Consider the following 18,246-nt stretch of genomic DNA (forward strand, 5'->3'; position numbering starts at 1 on the left):
CTAGCTGGAGTTGTGGGGGAGACCCCATTTCCAGCTGCTGTTAAGGAGGGTTTTACATGAAGACGATCAATGTCAATGTTGTAACCCCTGATGGCAAGATTTTTGATGGAGATGTTGAAATGGTAAGTGCCAAAGCTCAAAGCGGTGAGCTTGGGATCTTACCTGGACATATTCCAATGGTGGCTCCTCTAACCGTTTGTGCTGTTCGGTTAAAAACCGGTTCAGATGTACAGCTCGTTGCTGTCAGTGGTGGCTTCTTAGAAATTCGTCCTGATCAAGTAACGGTTTTAGCGGAATCTGCTGAATTGCCATCAGATATCGATGTTGAGCGTGCTCGTGCTGCAAAAGAGCGTGCCGAACGTCGCATGCAACAAGATAAAAGTGATTCAATTGACTTTAAACGTGCTGAACTTGCCCTTAAAAGAGCCATTAACCGCCTTAATGTATCAGGGAAGTAATATTGCACTAAAGTATAAAAGCGTTCAAGGCAAAAGCCCTGGACGCTTTTTGCGTTGAAGGGGATTTGGATTGGATTTGGATTGGTCTTAGCTTAAGCAGGACGGAACTGTTGAAATGCTATAGAGAGCAGTAGATTCAAGCGGCCATCAAAGCCATTATTGTCTGAATATGGGGAGAATAGTGTTGGGAAACTTGACATAAGGGACATGATGGCCGCGAAATTGATATAAAAGTGTTAGGCGGCCAAGAGAGACCTTATTGTAGGAAAAAGTTAGGTGTTTAGAAGTTAAGCGGCCATCAGGGACACTATTGTCTTAATAATGGATAGGATTGTGTTGGAAAAGGGAGAATAAGGTCTCTGGTGACCGTTACGTAAGGAAGAAGTCTAGTTTTCAGTGTATTAAGGTCTCTCCTGTCCGCTAAAAATTTCTCTCCTTAATAATTTAGCGTATATGCACGTATTCGTTCTTTACCACTTACGATTTTTAAAATTCGAGACTCAACAAGGTTCTGTAAAATTCGTCTAGTATGACGGGCGCTAATGTTAAGGTGAGTTGAAACTTCAAGCGGGGTAATGGGGCGCAGTAAACGTCGGGCAAAACGTACAACCTCAGCTTCAAGGTAAGATAGTTGGGAAGGAACATTTGTTGAGAGGAATTTACCAATGAAAGCAAGAATAAGCTGTTGACATTGTTTTGGCTCTTCTTTAATGGATAAATAGGCAATCGGCAAGAACGTCCAGCCATCAAGTGCTAACAAGGAATGCCTCCAGCAAAGGTCTTTAAATCGCCTAACATCGAGATCTCTGGCATGGGGCCCGAATCCTTGAATCTCTATTCCACCTTTAGCACCCCCAGGCATATAAGCAAGGTCGAGGTAACGGTAACCATTGTTGAAATCGCGTACTTCCCATTCAGGATAGAGGTGATCAAAATTACCAACCGTGGGATACCATATTGAGCGGAGAAATTCAAAAGTTCCATGTCCCAATCCTTTTTCTAGAATTTCACGTCTTCTTCGATTTGTTTCGATAGAAATGTTCTCCTGTAACCATACTTCAAAATTTTGTTCAAACTGTAACACCATTTACACTCCTTTCTCACTGATTTTTTCACAAAAAAAAGTCACTCCAATACGATCACCTAGAAATCGAGGTGATCCGAATGTATTGAAGTGACTAGTTTCTATGACTGACTTTATACAAGCTTTAGTATAGCGGTATTTATCCTGAACATCAATTTCAACTTTACGTCAGTCACTAAAGTGAATAAGCGGAGCACATCTCAAATTACTATTTGGCAATTTCCCCCATTATGACATTTTTCACAGTATGTAGCTTGATAAAGCATTATAATAAGAAAAGATTTTTAAAGAAAATCAACCATGTTTTACAACGTAAGAATAGTGTAAAAATGCCTGTTGTGATAGGCTTTTTCGTTATTTTCCTACATGTTTTTTGGGGTAAAAAAAATTTTTTTGGAGAAAAAAGTTGTCGAAGACTCATAATACTTTACTTTTTTGGTGAAATGCTAAATTTAACAGTTTTGTGAATGTCGACACCCTAATTACTATTTGCTATAATGGGTACGGACGAAAAAGTATTATCATATATTGGAAATATCATGTTTGGAGGGAGAGACATGGATCAACTGTACAATTTGTATCAAAACAACTATTTGTTTGTAGCAGTATTTATCTTCCTTGGAATACTTCTACCTGTAGTTGCGTTGACGTTTGGACGTCTGTTAAGGCCAAACAAACCAACGGAAGCCAAGAAGACTACATATGAGAGTGGTGTAGATCCATTTGGAGAAAGTTGGATCCGATTTAATGCAAGGTATTATATGTTTGCTTTGTTATTTCTATTGTTTGATGTAGAAACCGTTTTCTTATATCCATGGGCAGTTGCCTATGACTATCTTGGTATTTTTGCGCTAATTGAGATGGTTATCTTTATGGTAATGTTAATTATTGGATTACTTTACGCGTGGAAGAAGAAGGTGTTGACATGGAACTAAAATTAGATGGAATTACTCCAGAATTACAAGAGGAATTAAATCGAAATATATTCTTTACGACGCTAGAACAAGTCAAAGGTTGGGCACGAAGTCACTCGATATGGCCATTGACATTTGGTCTAGCTTGTTGTGCGATTGAAATGATGGGAACAGGGGCGTCTCACTACGACCAAGACCGTTTTGGGATTATCTTCCGTACTTCACCAAGACAATCTGACTGCATGATTGTTGCAGGAACAGTAACGAAGAAAATGGCACCTTTAGTGCGCAGACTTTATGACCAAATGCCTGAACCAAAATGGGTAATCGCGATGGGATCATGTGCTACAGCAGGAGGTCCATATGTAAAATCTTATGCGGTTGTTAAAGGTGTTGATCAAATTGTACCTGTTGATGTATACATTCCAGGATGTCCTCCTAATCCAGCAGCATTAATTTATGGAATTAATAAATTACAGGAAAAAATCCGCTACGAAGCAAAAACTGGGAAGCGGGTGACTAGCCGATGAGTGATGAAAAAGCAAAAGCAGCCGCAGCAGCCAAAGCAAAGGCAGCCGCGGCAGCGAAGGCGAAAGCGGCGGCAGCAGCGAAAGCAAAAGCAGCGTCAGCAGAAAAGCCAGAAGCAGGCGGAGCAGATGCAGATGCGAAAGCAAAGGCAGCAGCGGCAGCGAAGGCAAAAGCTGCAGCAGCAGCGAAAGCAAAAGCAGCGTCAGCAGGAAAGGCAGAAGCAGGCGGAGCAGATGCAGATGCGAAAGCAAAGGCAGCCGCGGCAGCGAAGGCAAAAGCGGCGGCAGCAGCGAAAGCAAAAGCAGCATCAGCAGAAAAGCCAGAAGCAGGCGGAGCAGATGCAGATGCGAAAGCAAAGGCAGCAGCGGCAGCGAAGGCGAAAGCGGCGGCAGCAGCGAAAGCAAAAGCAGCATCAGCAGGAAAGGCAGAAGCAGGCGGAGCAGATGCAGATGCGAAAGCAAAAGCTGTAGCTGCGGCGAAGGCGAAAGCAGCGGCAGCGGCTAAAGCAAAGGCTGCTGGCGGTGGTGCCGGTGATGATGAGAAAGCGAAAGCAAAAGCAGCAGCAATTGCCAAGGCAAAAGCTGTAGCAGCAGCGAAGGCGAAAGCAGCGGGTGGAGCAGCTGCGGAAGAGCCTGCAGAAGTAGTCGAAGAACCATCACCAAATCAACCGTATCTTGATAAATATGTAAAAGTAATTCATGAGCATTTAGGTGAAGATGTTCTTGAAGACTACTATATCAACAAGCTAGGAAAAGATGTTCCAACATTAGTGGCTAAGTCTGATTCCTATTTTAAGGTATCCCAGTTCTTAAAGCATAATGAGCAGCTTGCCTTTGATTATTTATCAAACTTACATGGCTCTGACTTTGAAACTCATATGGAAGTCTATAATCACTTTTACTCTTACAAAAACCGTCAATCGGTAGCGCTAAAAGTTAAAATTGATAGAGATAAGCCAGAGATTGAATCGCTCACACCATTGTGGGAAGGAGCCAACTGGCCTGAACGTGAAACTTATGACCTGTTGGGGATCATATTTACAGGACATCCAAATTTGACGAGAATTATGATGCCTGATGATTGGGTAGGGTACCCATTACGTAAAGATTACGAACCTTTTGATGAGGAGGTGTAGACATGATTCATACTGAAGAAATGCTACTAAATGTAGGTCCTCAGCATCCAAGTACGCACGGAGTTTTTCGAGTCGTTGTAAAACTTGACGGTGAAATTATTAAAGAAGCGATCCCTGTTGTAGGATACCTTCACCGCGGCACAGAAAAACTAGCTGAAAACTTACAGTATACACAAATCATTCCATATACTGACCGCATGGATTATTTATCGGCGATGACAAATAACTATGTCATTTGTCATGCAGTAGAAACAATGATGGATTTGGAAATCCCTGAACGTGCCGAATATTTACGTGTTATCGTAATGGAACTAGGTCGAATTGCCAGTCACCTTGTTGCATTTGGTACATTCTTACTTGACCTTGGAGCAATGAGCCCGTTTTTATTTGCTTTTAGAGATCGGGAAATGATTATCAATTTACTGAACGAAATTTCCGGTGCACGTTTAACATTTAACTATATGCGTGTTGGGGGCGTCAAATGGGATGCTCCAGACGGATGGATTGAAAAAGTCCGCGAACTACTACCATACTTAAAAGAAGAATACAAAGGCTACCATGATCTTGTAACTGGAAATGAAATCTTCTTGAAGCGTGTCAAAGGTGTTGGAACCTATACGAAAGAAGAAGCGATCAACTATTCATTAAGTGGTACAAACTTACGCTGTACAGGTGTGAAATGGGATCTTCGTAAAGATGAACCTTATTCAATCTATGATCGCTTTGATTTTGATGTTCCAGTTCGTGAAGAAGGCGATGTGTATGCAAAGTATTTATGCCGTATGGAAGAAATCGAACAGTCGATTCGGATTCTTGAGCAAGCCGTAGAGCAGATCCCAAGTGAGGGACCGATTATGGCGAAAACGCCTAGAATTATTAAGCCGCCAGCTGGTGAGACGTTTGTTCGCATTGAATCTCCACGTGGAGAAATTGGCTGTTATATCGCAAGTAAAGGAAAGAAAGAGCCTTACCGCTTGAAATTCAGACGTCCTTCGTTTTATAACCTGCAAATTTTACCTAAGTTATTAGAAGGAAGTACAATGGCAGACTTGATTGCGATCCTTGGTGGAATTGATATTGTTCTAGGGGAGGTAGATGGATAATGATTAACAATCTATTAACCTCTACACCAACATGGCTAAACTTTGTCATTTACTTTGGCATTGCCGCAGCCTTTTTAGGTGTTATACTAGGATTCGTTTCGTATGCTATCCTTGCTGAACGTAAAGTACTAGGATACTTACAATTACGTATCGGACCTAACCGTCTAGGTGGCCGTTTTGGATTATTACAAACAGTAGCCGACGTTTTAAAGCTATTACTTAAGGAAGATACAATTCCAAAGAAAGCAGATAAACCACTATTTATCCTTGCACCGGTTATTGCCTTTGCGCCTTCCTTTGTTATTCTTGCGGTTATTCCGTTCTCCGAAAACTTATATTTTACCGATATCGGGGTCGGGCTATTATATTATGTGGCAATCTCAGGGATTACAACGATCGGGATTGTAACTGCAGGATGGGCTTCAAATAACAAATACGCCCTTCTAGGCGGTATGCGTGGTGCTGCACAGATGATTTCTTATGAAGTGCCACTTGTTCTGTCTGTTGTTGGGGTAGTACTGCTTACAGGAAGCTTAAACTTAATTGACATTGTAAATGCCCAAGCAAATGTATGGTACATCATTCCGCAGTTTATTGGTTTTCTAGTTTTCTTAATTTGTGCCAATGCTGAATTGAACCGTACACCATTTGACTTACCTGAGGGTGAATCGGAAATTGTTGCCGGGTATCATATTGAATACTCAGGATTCCGTATGGCCTTTTTTATGCTTGCTGAGTATGTTTACTTATTTGCGATGGCTTGTTTAACAACAGTATTATTCCTTGGTGGCTGGCATGCACCATTTTCATTCTTAGATTTTATTCCAGGAGTGATTTGGTTTGGCATCAAGTTCTGTGCCGTTGTCTTCCTTATGATTTGGGTTCGTGGTACACTTCCGCGTATGCGTGGAGACCAGTTAATGGAATTCGCTTGGAAGGTATTATTGCCAATAGCAATCGTAAACATCATTATTACAGCAGTGATTAAAGAGCTTTTCTTCTAAAATATAAGTTCAAATGGGAAACTATTTACTATTTGATATAAAGGGGTGAGAGCATGTTTGGGCAAGGTTTATTTAAAGGGTTTAAATACACTCTAAAACAATTTTCAAAAGACAAGGTCACTACAATGTATCCTGATGAACCTGTACAGTTTCCTGACCGGTTCCGAGGTATCCAGAAATTCTACCCTGAAAAATGTATCGTCTGTAATCAGTGTGCAAATATTTGCCCTACGGATTGTATTCAACTAACAGGAAAACCACATCCGGATCCGAGCAAAAAAGGGAAAGTAATCGATACGTATGATATTAACTTTGAAATTTGTATCCTTTGTGATCTTTGTACAGAAGTTTGTCCAACCGAAGCAATCATCATGACGAATAACTTTGAATTAGCAGAGTATAGTCGTGACGATTTATTTAAAAACCTGGAATGGTTGGATGCCAATGATACAAATGTGAGGGAGGGAAATAAGCCGTGAATGGTGAATTAATCGCATTTTTTGTGCTTGCCCTCATTACTGTCAGTGGTGCAGTGTTAATGATTAACTTAAAAAAGGTTGTTCACATCATTGTTGCATTATCATTCACTTTTTTAAGTATTGCTGGATTATATGTGCTATTATCAGCAGAATTTATTGCGTTTGTTCAAGTTTTAATTTATTCAGGAGCCGTTTCAATTGTAATGCTCTTCGGAATCATGTTAACGAAGCATGATGATAAATCAACCGTAACAGTAGGGTTTAAAAGAGGCTTGCTTTCATTTGCAGGGGTTGCAGCTTTCTTTATCATCGTGTTTATCGGAATTAATGATTTGTCGTTTGGACAACAAGCAACATCATTACATGAGTTTAATACGAGACAGGTAGGGATTGAAATCTTCTCGAAGTATGTCATTCCATTTGAAACTGTCGGTGTGATCCTGCTTGTTGCCTTAATTGGAGCAATTGTTTTAGCAAAGAATGAAGATGAAGATGAGAAGGAGGCGAAGGGAAATGAGTAGCATTCCTTTATCCGTATACCTTGTTGTCGCATTACTTCTCTTCTGTGTAGGAATGTATGGTGCGCTAACGAAGCGTAATGCCATTATCGTCCTTATTTCAATTGAGTTAATGTTTAATGCTGTTAACATTAACTTAGTCGCTTTTGCAAAATATGGGATGATTCCAAGCATGACAGGACAAATCTTTGCACTATTTACGATAACCGTCGCCGCTGCAGAGGCAGCCGTAGGTCTAGCAATCCTCATTGCACTATACCGTAACCGCAAAACGGTTAATGTGGATGAGATGGACCTAATGAAGCGATAGAAAGGGGACTTGATAGATTATGATGGAAATTGTATGGCTAATACCGCTTTTACCACTCCTATCCTTCTTCATTCTCGTCCTCTTTGGTCGTCAGTTGAAGGAAAGTTCTGCTTATGTAGGAATGGCATTAATGTTAGTCGCTTTTATTATGTCAGTGATGGTATTGTTTGAACGGTTTACTTCACCTGATGTGAAGTTTGTGTTTGAATGGCTATCCATTGGTGAGCGCACAATCACAATGGGATATGAAGTTAACCAGTTAAATGCGTTAATGCTCGTTGTCGTTACATTGGTTAGTTTTTTAGTACATATGTATTCAAAAGGCTACATGACTGCGACAGATATGAGACGTTTCCCAGTATTTTATTCATATTTAGCGTTATTTACGTTTTCAATGTTAGGGCTGGTCATCTCGCCTAACTTATTACAGCTTTATATTTTCTGGGAGCTGGTAGGGGTTTGCTCGTTCTTACTCGTTGGTTTCTATTACTTCAAAACAGAAGCAAGAGCAGCTGCGAAAAAAGCCTTTATCGTGACTCGTATTGGTGACGTTGGGTTATTTATCGGGATGATTTTATTATTCTGGCAAGTTGGAAGCTTCGACTTTGCAGACATCTTTACTGTAGTAGAGGCGAACGGTTTGACTGAAGGAATGATCACATTAACAGCGATCTTGATCTTTGTTGGTGCGATCGGTAAATCGGGTCAGTTCCCACTGCATACGTGGTTACCAGACGCGATGGAAGGTCCAACACCAGTATCAGCGTTAATTCACGCCGCAACAATGGTTGCAGCCGGTGTATATTTAGTCGCAACAATGTTCCCGCTGTTTGCAGCATCATCTACAGCGATGACAACAGTAGCTGTAATCGGTGGTTTTACAGCGATTTTCGCTGCATCGATTGGTCTTACACAAAAAGACATTAAGCGTGTTCTTGCCTACTCAACAGTGAGTCAGCTTGGTTACATGATGCTTGCGTTAGGTTCAGCTGGTTATGTTGCAGCGACGTTCCACTTAATGACGCATGCTTTCTTTAAAGCATTACTATTCTTAGCTGCAGGTAGTGTCATTCATGCAGTGCACACACAAAACATCTTTGAAATGGGTGGATTGTGGAAGAAGATGAAAATTACTGGACCATTATTCTTAATCGGCTGTTTAGCGATTGCCGGGTTCCCGTTATTCTCAGGATTCTTCAGTAAAGAGGAGATACTCCTCACAACATTTGAAGATGGCCGCTATGTACTTTTTGCGATGGCAGCAATCACTGCATTTTTAACAGCGTTGTACATGTTTAGATTATTTTTTATGGTATTCATGGGTGAGCCGCGTGGAGATCACAGCAAAGTTCATGAATCACCAACAGTGATGACATTCCCAATGATGGTGCTTGCAGTGCTTGCAGTTGTATCAGGGTTTGTACATACACACTGGTTTGGAACATTCTTAGGTGATTGGCTGGCAGATAGCCCATGGACTCGTGGTCATACGTATGTGCACGACCCAGGCTGGATTATGCCTGTAGCAGTCATCGTTTCACTGGCAGGTATTTACTTGGCATGGTTAATCTACGGTAAGCGCAGTATTTCCCAAGAAAATCTTGCGAAATCGTACAGTGGCTTATATGCACTTTCGTATAACAAATATTACATTGATGAAATTTACAATCGTACATTTGTGAATGGAACGACTGTAATTAGTTATCTATGCTTATTTATCGATCGTTACCTTGTTGAAGGAGCAATGAAAGCAGTCATTGGCCTGACACAAGCGGTCGGAAAAATCGGCGCAAAAATTCAAAACGGTCAAACACAGACATATGGAACAGTCGCCTTTCTCGGCCTTGTTATTATTATTGTTGTCTTGACTGTCACAGGGGGGTATTTTAGATGAACGAATCATATTTTCTAAGTCTACTCATCTTCTCCCCGTTAATTGGGATCATTCTGTTGGCATTTATGCCGAAGAACCAAGAAAAAGGAATTAAGCTGCTTGGGTTCTTAGCAACGTTATTACCATTAGCTTTCGCAATTTATGCGTATGCATCATTTGATCGTACAGTCGCGGGTAACCAGTTCGTTGAATATTACGAATGGATCACATTTGGTGCAGAAGCAATGGGCTATGGATTACCTGTTGCTTACGAAGTAGGGCTTAACGGCTTAGGAATGGTTTTAATACTATTAACGGCAATTGTATCAACACTTGCAGCGATTGCTTCCATTCATATTAAAAAAGAATGGAAAGGTTATTTCATGCTCTTCCTACTTTTAGAGATTGGTATGCTTGGAGTATTTGCAGCACAAAACTTATTCTTATTCTTCCTATTCTTCGAGTTAACATTGATTCCAATGTTCTTCTTAATTGGAAAATGGGGATATGTTGATCGTGAAAAAGCAGCAAACAGCTTCTTAATCTACAACGGTTTAGGTTCCGCTGTCATGTTAATTGCTTTTGTCGCTATCTTTGTTCGTACTGGAACATTAAATATTGAAGCTTTGACAATGATGATGGGTATGCTTGGACCTGAACATGATTCATTTAAATGGGGAGTGCTCATTGCTTTATTAGTAGCCTTTGGTGTAAAGCTGCCGATCTTCCCATTACACAGCTGGATGCTTCGCGTTCACGTACAAGCTCCTCCAGCGATCGTTATGCTTCACTCAGGAATTCTTTTAAAAATCGGTGCTTACGGTTTAATCCGCTTTGGTTTAGGGATTTTTCCAGAGCAAGTAAAGGCATTAGCTGTACTTCTTGCAATCCTTGGTGTGTTCAACTTGATTTACGGAGCATACTTAGCGATTATCCAAACCGATTTAAAAATGGTGCTTGCATATTCAAGTATTTCACACATGGGGATTGTCTTAATCGGAATCGCTGCTCTTAATGAAGCAGGTGTTCAAGGGGCAATTTTCCAAACGGTATCACATGGTTTAATTTCAGCATTACTGTTCTTCCTTGTCAGTGTATTTTATGAAAGAACAGGAACTTCACAAATTGATAAGCTTGGTGGACTTGCGAGATCGATGCCGATCGCATCTGGTTTCTTATTAACCGGGGCTATGGCTTCACTAGGGTTACCAGGGATGTCAGGATTCATCAGTGAATTTTTAGCATTTTTAGGCTTATTCAATCAGTTTCCAATCATTGCAGCAGTTGGTACATTAGGTATCATTCTGACGGCTGTCTATTTACTAAGAGCTACATTAAATGTAACGTTTGGACCGACAAAAGATGAGTGGATGGATCTTAATGATATCCGTCCAATAGAGATGGTCCCTGTGTTAATCTTAATTGGTTTTATCGTATTAATTGGGGTTATTCCAAGCGTATTAGCTGAACCATTACAAGTGACGTTGCAAATTATTTTGTCAGGGATAGGGGGGTAAGCAGAAATGGATTTAGAAACTTTACTTAGTTACCCATGGGGAATCATGGCACCAGAATTTACAATCTTAATCGTCGCCACGCTTCTATCGCTTATCGATCTATTCATGAAGAATAATCAAAGTCGCAAAATCCTTGCTTGGTTTGGTTTTGCTGGTATTATTGTTGCCCTTATCTTCCTAGCTGGTCAGATTGGTGAACCAGTTCAGATGATTTTACATGATACGTACCGACTTGATTCATTCTCGATTGCCTTTAAGTTTATTTTACTTATTGGTGCAGCACTCGTTATGTTAATGACGATCAGTTACGGGAAGAATGATATCGATTATCGCGGTGAGTTTTACTATTTACTATTAGCCGGATTACTTGGAGCTATGATCATGACTTCAAGTGCCGATATGATTACATTATTTGTTGGTCTTGAGCTACTTTCAATCGCTTCCTATATTTTGGCTGGTCTTCGTAAAAGGAACTTACAATCAAATGAATCTGCATGGAAATATGTAGTAAACGGAAGTATTGCAGCAGCCATTACACTTTTTGGTATAAGTTATGTGTACGGACTGACAGGCTCAACGAACCTTTTTGAAATTAGTGCAGCAATGAGTAATCCGCAAGTTATGGAGAACAGCTTTTTATTAATGTTTGCTTTCTTCATTATATTTATTGGTTTAGCATTCAAAATCGCTGCCGCTCCGTTCCACATGTGGGCACCTGATGTATATCAAGGGTCGCCTACACCTGTAACGGCGTTTCTAAGTGTTGTATCGAAAGCCGCTGGTTTTGCGTTAATTTTACGTATGCTGCTTGTTATTTTCGTCAATGCACCAGGCATCAGCGGTATGCCATTATTAATGGATACACAAATTTATATTGCTGTTATCGCTGGTGTAACAATGATTATCGGTAACACGCTGGCATTACGTCAAACAAATGTAAAGCGACTGTTTGCTTATTCAAGTATTGCTCAAGCAGGTTATTTATTAGTACCGTTCGTGTCATTATCAATCTTCATGTTTGATAACGTATGGTTCTACTTAGTTGCTTATTTAATGATGAACCTTGGTGCGTTTGCGATTATTCAAATGGTTACAGAACGCAGCAATTCAGAGGATATTAGCAGTTTTGCCGGCTTGTATCGTCAAAACCCGATCCTTGCAGTTGCCATGTCTATTTATTTAATTTCATTAGCCGGGATTCCGATTTCTGCAGGATTTGTTGGTAAATTCAACATCTTCATCGGAGCCCTTGCAACAGAACATTACATTCTTGCTTCCGTGATGATGGGAACATCAATTATTTCGTACTTCTACTATTTTGGCATTATGCGCCAAATGTTCTTTAGAAATAGTGAACATGCTGATAAGATCAGAGTACCAGTTGGCATGATCATCGTTTTAGTGGTGGCAGCAGTCGGTACAGTAGGCCTTGGTTTATTCCCGGGCGTTGCCCTTGACTTCTTCTACCAAAACTTTGACATGGGAGAACTGTTCCAAGTTGTTCAATAAAAAAAGGCGCCTAAGGGCGCTTTTTTTTAATGTGAAATGTAGTAAGTTATTAATTTAGAATTTAGAATGTAGAATTTAGAATTGGTGAATGTAATTCAGGCTGATTTGATGAGTCCATTCTTGATGGTCATTTAAAAGCTGCGAAGCCTTTTCTTTCAAAGGTTTTAATTCTAAATTCTACATTTTAAATTCTAAATTTGTTTGTGCTTTTAATTTTACATTTTAATTATAAATTTTTCATAACCTTTTCCCAGGAAATGTGGCAATGTATGCTAATTTTCGATACAATTAGGGATGTGCTGTTTAGAAAAAGCGGTACGATATGAAAAAAATTTCGACATTGTTGAAAATGGGTAAAAATACCGTTTCCATTTTGTTTATTTTTTTTGTAATATCATAAAGTATGCATTTAACAAAAGTTGATTAACTGTCGTTAAATCACACAACACAAAGGAGATTAGCGTATGGTAGAGACTTTTGGTCAACAAGCCCTCATACATATACTCGTAAATTTGATGTTTCTTGCGATTACTTGGTGGGCGCTTCAGACTTTCAAGTTTGATCTGTTTTTGAAAGAGCCAAAAGGACCAAAAGCAATGGCCCTTACAATATTAGTTACCATTGCAATAGCTCATCTTGTAAGCAGCTTTTTTCTCGATTACTTGAATTGGTCAACAATGTTGAGATACTTATTTTAAAGCCTGAGCATCGCTCTGTCGAATGTTGACTAGAACTTCCATGTATGTATTACCCCTCCTTGGAAAAAATGCTAGTAATAAGACTTTTGTTCGATGTAAGCTTTCATTCGAACAGACTTGGAGGAGAAACATGGGGATCTATAAGGGCTTGTTTATTACGATGATTACACTTATTACAATGACCATCTATACTTATGGTGAAGCTACGCAACCGCAACAAGGGCTAACCGAGTTACAAGAGATTATTGGGGTCATGCAGGAGAAACAGGTTGACATTGATAACTGGACGATCTATACGAGAGAGTTACTACGTGCAAAGGCAAGTGACAAAACTGTCGATGAACAGCTTGCAACGATAAAAAATAGTGCGGAAGGTTTTCAATGGGAGATAGAAGCTGATGATGAAACAGAAAAAAAACACATCGGCACATTACATCACCAGATTGCAAACGTTACTGAAACACTGACATTCATTGTTCACCCCCATAAAACAAATTATGACACGTACTTAATATATGAGGTCAATGGAAAAGATTGGAATGAACAGGAATGGCAAAACTTTTCTTCATTAATATTGAATCGGATCCAGACGTTTTTTGATATTAATTCCCCAATTTTTTCAAGTGTGAATGGAAATGTACAAGATACAGAGTATTCCAATCTAGATAAGTACGCCAACGATTTTGTTGAAGCATTTTCTGCACAGAAAATTGAAGGATTAAATGAGGAAACGTTCGTCTCACTATCTGCATATACTGATGATTGGGAGACGTCGATTCAGTCTAAAGAAAAAAACATCAATTTGCAAATCGCTTTACGAAGCAATGAACGATTGGGCGGGAGAACAACCGTTACAATTGGCACGCCAATAATTACGTCTGAATATTAATAGTATAGAAACTGGTCGCGGAGGGGAATACGTTGGAAAAAATTATAGTTCGCGGTGGGAGGCGTTTAAATGGTTCGGTGAAAGTTGAAGGAGCCAAAAATGCCGTACTGCCTGTCATCGCCGCATCGATATTAGGTAGTCGTGGGACCAGCACAATTTATGATGTGCCGGCTCTTGCAGATGTATACACGATAAATGAAGTTTTACGTAATTTAAATATTGACGCTGAGTTTTCAGATGGCAAAATCAAAGTAAATGCACAAAAAATGCTGAAAACAGAAGCACCATTTGAATATGTTCGTAAAATGAGAGCTTCTTTCCTTGTTATGGGGCCGTTGCTCGCTCGCGTAGGTCACGCACGGATTGCTTTACCAGGAGGATGTGCAATTGGTTCAAGACCAATTGATCAGCATCTGAAAGGTTTTGAAGCAATGGGTGCGACCGTTACGATTGGTAATGGCTTTATTGAAGCAAGTGTGGATGGCCGTTTGAAGGGCGCGAATATTTACTTGGATTTTCCAAGTGTAGGTGCTACTGAAAACATCATGATGGCTGCAACGATGGCTGAAGGCACAACAGTCATTGAAAACGTTGCTGAAGAGCCGGAAATCGTATGTTTAGCCAATTACCTTAATGCAATGGGTGCCAAAGTACGAGGAGCAGGTACAGGTACAATCCGCATTGAAGGTGTAACTGAATTAACTGGTTCAGAGCACACTGTCATTCAAGACCGCATTGAAGCCGGTACATTTATGATTGCTGCGGCAATTACAAAAGGGAATGTACTAGTAGAAGGTGCTGTTTCAGAGCATTTACGTCCGTTAATCGCCAAAATGGAGGAAATGGGAATTACAATTATTGAAGAGGAAAAAGGTTTGCGTGTTATTGGCCCAGATATTATTAAGCCAGTCGACATTAAAACAATGCCTCATCCTGGATTCCCTACGGATATGCAATCACAAATGATGGCTTTATTACTTCAAGCACGAGGAACGAGTATCATTACAGAAACTGTTTTTGAAAATCGTTTCATGCATGTTGAAGAGTTCCGCCGCATGAATGGAAATGTGAAAATCGAAGGCCGTTCAGCTATCATTAGCGGGCCAAACAAACTACAAGGTGCAGAAGTTGCCGCAACTGACCTGCGTGCAGGAGCAGCACTAATCCTTGCAGGACTTGTAGCGGACGGTTACACACGTGTTGTTGAATTAAAACACATTGACCGCGGCTACGTTGACCTTGCAGGTAAGCTGAAGCAACTAGGCGCAGACATTGAAAGAATATATGAAGTCGATGAATCAAAACTAGAAAACCAAGACGTCCCAGCACCATTGAAAATGAATACGAATTTTGCAAGCCTGTAGGCTAATTAATAATTAATAATGAATAATTTATAATTTTTAAAAGTCATTCAAAGAAGGACATCTTTGAATGACTTTTCTTCTTTTTAAGAAAAGCTCCCTAAGATGGGCTAATACAAAATTATAAATTATTAATTATTAATTAAAAGTTGCTCTTCTAAACGCTTGTCCTCCATCATATTCTAATTTTAGATGTATTCAGCAATAGGAACTGGAGGATTTGATGATGAAACCATTTGTTGTTATAGCTACAATTTTATGTTCGATAATCTTAGTCATTCCATCTATTCTCGTACTTGCTTTTTCAGGAGATGGAAAGGGATCTTCTGAACCGGTTGCCGTTCAACAGCAGAATGTCGTCACCACACAAGCATATGAAGAAATTCTTGCTTCTAATGTAGATAATGATCTTACCGTCACTGTTTTTCGGAGTGAAAGAGAAAAACTAGAAGAAGTACCATTAGAGCAATACGTTATGGGAGTTATCGCCTCAGAAATGCCGGCCAATTTTGAAATAGAAGCCTTGAAAGCGCAGGCACTTACGGCACGAACATATATTATACGACAGATGTTAAATCCGGGAGATATCAACCTTCCTGAAGGGGCTACTGTTACTGACACGGTGATGCATCAAGTCTACCATAACAAAGAAGAATTAAAAGAATTGTGGGGACAAGATTACGAGTGGAAAATCGCCCGAATTACAGAGGCTGTTGCAACTACACGCGGACAAATTCTAACGTATAACAATGATCCGATTACAGCGACATTCTTTTCAACGAGTAATGGTTATACGGAAAACTCCGAAGACTATTGGCAAAGTCAAATTCCTTACTTACGAAGTGTAGAAAGTCCGTGGGATAAAGTTTCACCAAAATTTAATAGTGAACAGGTGATCTCAGTAAGCGATTTTGAAAGAAAACTTGGTGTATCGTTGCCGTCAGACGGTTCTATTGGGAAAATCACAGGACGCACAAAGGGTGGGCGCGTCTCGAATGTCGACATAAATGGTGTTCAATTTAGCGGTAGAGAAATTCGTGAAAAGTTAGAATTGCAGTCAAGCGATTTTTCTTGGAGTCGTAATGGTGATATGGTAGTTATTAATACAAAAGGCTGGGGGCACGGTGTTGGTATGAGTCAATACGGTGCAGATGGTATGGCGAAAGAAGGAAAAACCTATCAAGAGATCGTCAAGCACTACTACCAAGGTGTAGAGATCACAACTGCGGAGCCATACGTGGCGAAGATTAATGATGATGATAAAGTTGTAAAAGCAGAGTAAAACCACTTAGTTTAGAGTTAAGAGTGTAGAGTTTAGAGTTATATTTCAAGGTCATTCAAAAAGGGATTGCCTTCTTTGAATGGCTTTTTTATTGTAAATACTTTATGAATTACTTGAAACCACTCTAAACTCTAAATTCTAAACTTTAAACTAAAAAAGTTTGTATAATTAAAAGTGTTTTGTCGAAAAATAATCCAAAAAGATTTTTTAAAATACGTGTATATAATCTCTCACATTTGATCAGACTGATTGCTGAGGTGATGATTAAATGAGAGAAGAAGAAAAAAATTCTCAAGAAAATGAAAAGTCGTTTAATGTGAAGCGATTCATGCGTAAACGTTGGGTCCTTCCAGCTGTCTATCTTGGTTCTGCTGCATTAATTTTAAGTGCATTCATTTGGATGCAAGGTGGTAGTGATGATGCAACACCAGGTGATGAGTTTGATATGAATGAATTAGCAGGGGAATATTCAGACGCGTATCCAAATGAGGATGCTGTACCAGTTACGACTACAAATGAAAATATTCAAATGCCTGTCGTGGATGAAAATGAAGTAACAATCGTTGGCTATTTTTATGACTATGAAGCATCTGCTGACGAACAACAAGCTGCTCTCGTATTTTACAATAATACTTACTACCAAAACAAAGGTATAGATTTAGCTTCAGAGAATGGTGAAAGTTTTGATGTAACAGCATCATTAAGCGGTACTGTTGTAAAAGCAGAAAAGGATGCTCTACTCGGTCATGTTGTCCAAATTGAACATGAAAATGGTGTAGTTACACACTACCAAAGCTTAGAAGATGTTCAAGTTGAAGAAGGACAAGAAGTCAAACAAGGTGACATCCTTGGACGTGCAGGACGTAATGAGTATAATCGTGACGCTGGTGTCCATGTACACTTTGAAATTCGCCAAGATGGCATCCCTGTAAATCCAATTGATTATTTCAATCAACCAATCACTGCATTACCACAAAATGAACAAGCAGATGAGGCTGAGAAAGACGAGCCTAAAGAAGTCGAAGAAGAAGCTGACGTGACTGACGAAAATAACGAAGATCACGCAACTGACGACAAGGAAAAAGAAGAAGAGAAAGACAAAGAGCAAGAAGAAGACAAAGAAGAATGATACACAAAGGCTTTGGGAGCAAGATTCTCCTGAAGCCTTTTATTCATTTAAAATGTTAAATGTAGCATTTGTAAATTTACTAAAGAATTATTTATCATTTATTTTTTTATCATATAAATAGGTTGTCTTTGCTTTTTACTTATGCTAAATTAATACATCTGAGCAAAAAGTATTATTTAAAAAATAATTTTAAAAAATGTTGCGCAGAAAAAATAACTGTGGTATATTATTACTTGTCGCTAACGAGCGATCAAACAAATAACTACATTCTTGTTAAAGAAACGATGAGTTGATATTGAAAAAAACTATTGCACAGAATTTTTTATTGTGCTATAATAGTTTTTGTCGCCGATGAGCGATGGCATGCAACACTTACTGCTTTGAGTTGTGAGAACAACAAAAACAAAAAAAGTTGTTGCGTAGATCTTATGTATATGTTTTAATAAATCTTGTCG

At 39.5% G+C, this 18,246-nt stretch carries 18 protein-coding genes; 17 read left to right on the plus strand and 1 reads right to left on the minus strand.

Going from position 1 to position 18,246, the window contains the following annotated elements; translation table 11 throughout:
• The first annotated feature begins 56 nt into the window (after positions 1-56).
• Positions 57-458, plus strand: a complete 402-nt coding sequence (locus ACJ2A9_RS15530) for a F0F1 ATP synthase subunit epsilon (RefSeq protein ID WP_441422580.1) — start codon at positions 57-59, stop codon at positions 456-458.
• 436 nt (positions 459-894) lie between these two features.
• On the opposite strand, the gene ACJ2A9_RS15535 is transcribed toward ACJ2A9_RS15530, so the two are convergent.
• On the minus strand, positions 895-1,542 hold the full coding sequence (locus ACJ2A9_RS15535) for a transcriptional regulator (protein ID WP_441422581.1): 648 nt from the start codon (positions 1,540-1,542) through the stop codon (positions 895-897).
• A 557-nt stretch (positions 1,543-2,099) separates the two neighbouring features.
• On the opposite strand from ACJ2A9_RS15535, the gene ACJ2A9_RS15540 reads away from it, so the two are divergent.
• The 16 genes from ACJ2A9_RS15540 to ACJ2A9_RS15615 all read left to right on the plus strand — a co-directional run bounded on the left by ACJ2A9_RS15540 (position 2,100) and on the right by ACJ2A9_RS15615 (position 17,791).
• Positions 2,100-2,477: an NADH-quinone oxidoreductase subunit A gene (locus tag ACJ2A9_RS15540; protein ID WP_441422582.1), complete on the plus strand. Its 378-nt coding sequence runs from the start codon at positions 2,100-2,102 to the stop codon at positions 2,475-2,477.
• The gene (locus ACJ2A9_RS15545; protein ID WP_441422583.1) at positions 2,468-2,986 is read left to right on the plus strand and encodes a NuoB/complex I 20 kDa subunit family protein; all 519 of its coding nucleotides are present in this window, start codon (positions 2,468-2,470) and stop codon (positions 2,984-2,986) included. Before ACJ2A9_RS15540 ends, ACJ2A9_RS15545 begins: the two co-directional genes overlap by 10 nt.
• Positions 2,983-4,119 (plus strand): NADH-quinone oxidoreductase subunit C, encoded by a 1,137-nt coding sequence (locus ACJ2A9_RS15550; protein WP_441422584.1) that lies wholly within the window; start codon positions 2,983-2,985, stop codon positions 4,117-4,119. Before ACJ2A9_RS15545 ends, ACJ2A9_RS15550 begins: the two co-directional genes overlap by 4 nt.
• Positions 4,120-4,121: 2 nt before the next feature.
• Complete coding sequence (locus ACJ2A9_RS15555) at positions 4,122-5,222, plus strand: NADH-quinone oxidoreductase subunit D (RefSeq protein ID WP_441422585.1); 1,101 nt, start codon at positions 4,122-4,124, stop codon at positions 5,220-5,222.
• Entirely contained in the window at positions 5,222-6,226 is a 1,005-nt protein-coding gene (gene nuoH / locus ACJ2A9_RS15560) for an NADH-quinone oxidoreductase subunit NuoH (protein ID WP_441422586.1), read from the plus strand. Before ACJ2A9_RS15555 ends, nuoH begins: the two co-directional genes overlap by 1 nt.
• A 53-nt stretch (positions 6,227-6,279) precedes the next feature.
• Positions 6,280-6,705 carry an NADH-quinone oxidoreductase subunit NuoI gene (nuoI, locus tag ACJ2A9_RS15565; RefSeq protein WP_441422587.1) on the plus strand — a complete coding sequence of 142 codons (426 nt, stop codon included), beginning with the start codon at positions 6,280-6,282 and terminating at the stop codon, positions 6,703-6,705.
• Positions 6,702-7,226: an NADH-quinone oxidoreductase subunit J gene (locus ACJ2A9_RS15570; protein WP_441422588.1), complete on the plus strand. Its 525-nt coding sequence runs from the start codon at positions 6,702-6,704 to the stop codon at positions 7,224-7,226. Before nuoI ends, ACJ2A9_RS15570 begins: the two co-directional genes overlap by 4 nt.
• Complete coding sequence (gene nuoK / locus ACJ2A9_RS15575; RefSeq protein WP_441422589.1) at positions 7,219-7,533, plus strand: NADH-quinone oxidoreductase subunit NuoK; 315 nt, start codon at positions 7,219-7,221, stop codon at positions 7,531-7,533. Before ACJ2A9_RS15570 ends, nuoK begins: the two co-directional genes overlap by 8 nt.
• Positions 7,534-7,552: 19 nt before the next feature.
• A complete protein-coding gene (gene nuoL / locus ACJ2A9_RS15580; protein WP_441422590.1) occupies positions 7,553-9,427 on the plus strand; it encodes an NADH-quinone oxidoreductase subunit L in 1,875 nt (624 codons plus the stop codon).
• Positions 9,424-10,923: a complex I subunit 4 family protein gene (locus ACJ2A9_RS15585; RefSeq protein WP_441422591.1), complete on the plus strand. Its 1,500-nt coding sequence runs from the start codon at positions 9,424-9,426 to the stop codon at positions 10,921-10,923. Before nuoL ends, ACJ2A9_RS15585 begins: the two co-directional genes overlap by 4 nt.
• A 6-nt stretch (positions 10,924-10,929) precedes the next feature.
• Complete coding sequence (gene nuoN, locus ACJ2A9_RS15590) at positions 10,930-12,432, plus strand: NADH-quinone oxidoreductase subunit NuoN (RefSeq protein WP_441422592.1); 1,503 nt, start codon at positions 10,930-10,932, stop codon at positions 12,430-12,432.
• 464 nt (positions 12,433-12,896) lie between these two features.
• The gene (locus ACJ2A9_RS15595; RefSeq protein WP_441422593.1) at positions 12,897-13,130 is read left to right on the plus strand and encodes a DUF1146 family protein; all 234 of its coding nucleotides are present in this window, start codon (positions 12,897-12,899) and stop codon (positions 13,128-13,130) included.
• A 130-nt stretch (positions 13,131-13,260) separates the two neighbouring features.
• Entirely contained in the window at positions 13,261-14,019 is a 759-nt protein-coding gene (locus tag ACJ2A9_RS15600; RefSeq protein WP_441422594.1) for a YwmB family TATA-box binding protein, read from the plus strand.
• Between the two features lie 32 nt (positions 14,020-14,051).
• Complete coding sequence (murA, locus tag ACJ2A9_RS15605) at positions 14,052-15,383, plus strand: UDP-N-acetylglucosamine 1-carboxyvinyltransferase (protein ID WP_441422595.1); 1,332 nt, start codon at positions 14,052-14,054, stop codon at positions 15,381-15,383.
• A gap of 223 nt (positions 15,384-15,606) precedes the next feature.
• Positions 15,607-16,662 carry a stage II sporulation protein D gene (gene spoIID / locus ACJ2A9_RS15610; RefSeq protein ID WP_441422607.1) on the plus strand — a complete coding sequence of 352 codons (1,056 nt, stop codon included), beginning with the start codon at positions 15,607-15,609 and terminating at the stop codon, positions 16,660-16,662.
• Positions 16,663-16,930: 268 nt separating this feature from the next.
• A complete protein-coding gene (locus ACJ2A9_RS15615) occupies positions 16,931-17,791 on the plus strand; it encodes a peptidoglycan DD-metalloendopeptidase family protein (protein ID WP_441422596.1) in 861 nt (286 codons plus the stop codon).
• Positions 17,792-18,246: the final 455 nt, after the last annotated feature.

Source organism: Anaerobacillus sp. MEB173, assembly GCF_052119505.1.
Lineage (GTDB): Bacteria > Bacillota > Bacilli > Bacillales > JBJMAU01 > JBJMAU01.

What these genes read in the sequence shown, in the direction of transcription:
- ACJ2A9_RS15530 (WP_441422580.1), top strand. Translation starts at nt 57, where the DNA reads ATGAAGACGATCAATGTCAATGTTGTAACCCCTGATGGCAAGATTTTT.
- ACJ2A9_RS15540 (WP_441422582.1), top strand. Translation starts at nt 2,100, where the DNA reads ATGGATCAACTGTACAATTTGTATCAAAACAACTATTTGTTTGTAGCA.
- ACJ2A9_RS15545 (WP_441422583.1), top strand. Translation starts at nt 2,468, where the DNA reads ATGGAACTAAAATTAGATGGAATTACTCCAGAATTACAAGAGGAATTA.
- ACJ2A9_RS15550 (WP_441422584.1), top strand. Translation starts at nt 2,983, where the DNA reads ATGAGTGATGAAAAAGCAAAAGCAGCCGCAGCAGCCAAAGCAAAGGCA.
- ACJ2A9_RS15555 (WP_441422585.1), top strand. Translation starts at nt 4,122, where the DNA reads ATGATTCATACTGAAGAAATGCTACTAAATGTAGGTCCTCAGCATCCA.
- nuoH (WP_441422586.1), top strand. Translation starts at nt 5,222, where the DNA reads ATGATTAACAATCTATTAACCTCTACACCAACATGGCTAAACTTTGTC.
- nuoI (WP_441422587.1), top strand. Translation starts at nt 6,280, where the DNA reads ATGTTTGGGCAAGGTTTATTTAAAGGGTTTAAATACACTCTAAAACAA.
- nuoK (WP_441422589.1), top strand. Translation starts at nt 7,219, where the DNA reads ATGAGTAGCATTCCTTTATCCGTATACCTTGTTGTCGCATTACTTCTC.
- nuoL (WP_441422590.1), top strand. Translation starts at nt 7,553, where the DNA reads ATGATGGAAATTGTATGGCTAATACCGCTTTTACCACTCCTATCCTTC.
- ACJ2A9_RS15585 (WP_441422591.1), top strand. Translation starts at nt 9,424, where the DNA reads ATGAACGAATCATATTTTCTAAGTCTACTCATCTTCTCCCCGTTAATT.
- nuoN (WP_441422592.1), top strand. Translation starts at nt 10,930, where the DNA reads ATGGATTTAGAAACTTTACTTAGTTACCCATGGGGAATCATGGCACCA.
- ACJ2A9_RS15595 (WP_441422593.1), top strand. Translation starts at nt 12,897, where the DNA reads ATGGTAGAGACTTTTGGTCAACAAGCCCTCATACATATACTCGTAAAT.
- ACJ2A9_RS15600 (WP_441422594.1), top strand. Translation starts at nt 13,261, where the DNA reads ATGGGGATCTATAAGGGCTTGTTTATTACGATGATTACACTTATTACA.
- spoIID (WP_441422607.1), top strand. Translation starts at nt 15,607, where the DNA reads ATGAAACCATTTGTTGTTATAGCTACAATTTTATGTTCGATAATCTTA.
- ACJ2A9_RS15615 (WP_441422596.1), top strand. Translation starts at nt 16,931, where the DNA reads ATGAGAGAAGAAGAAAAAAATTCTCAAGAAAATGAAAAGTCGTTTAAT.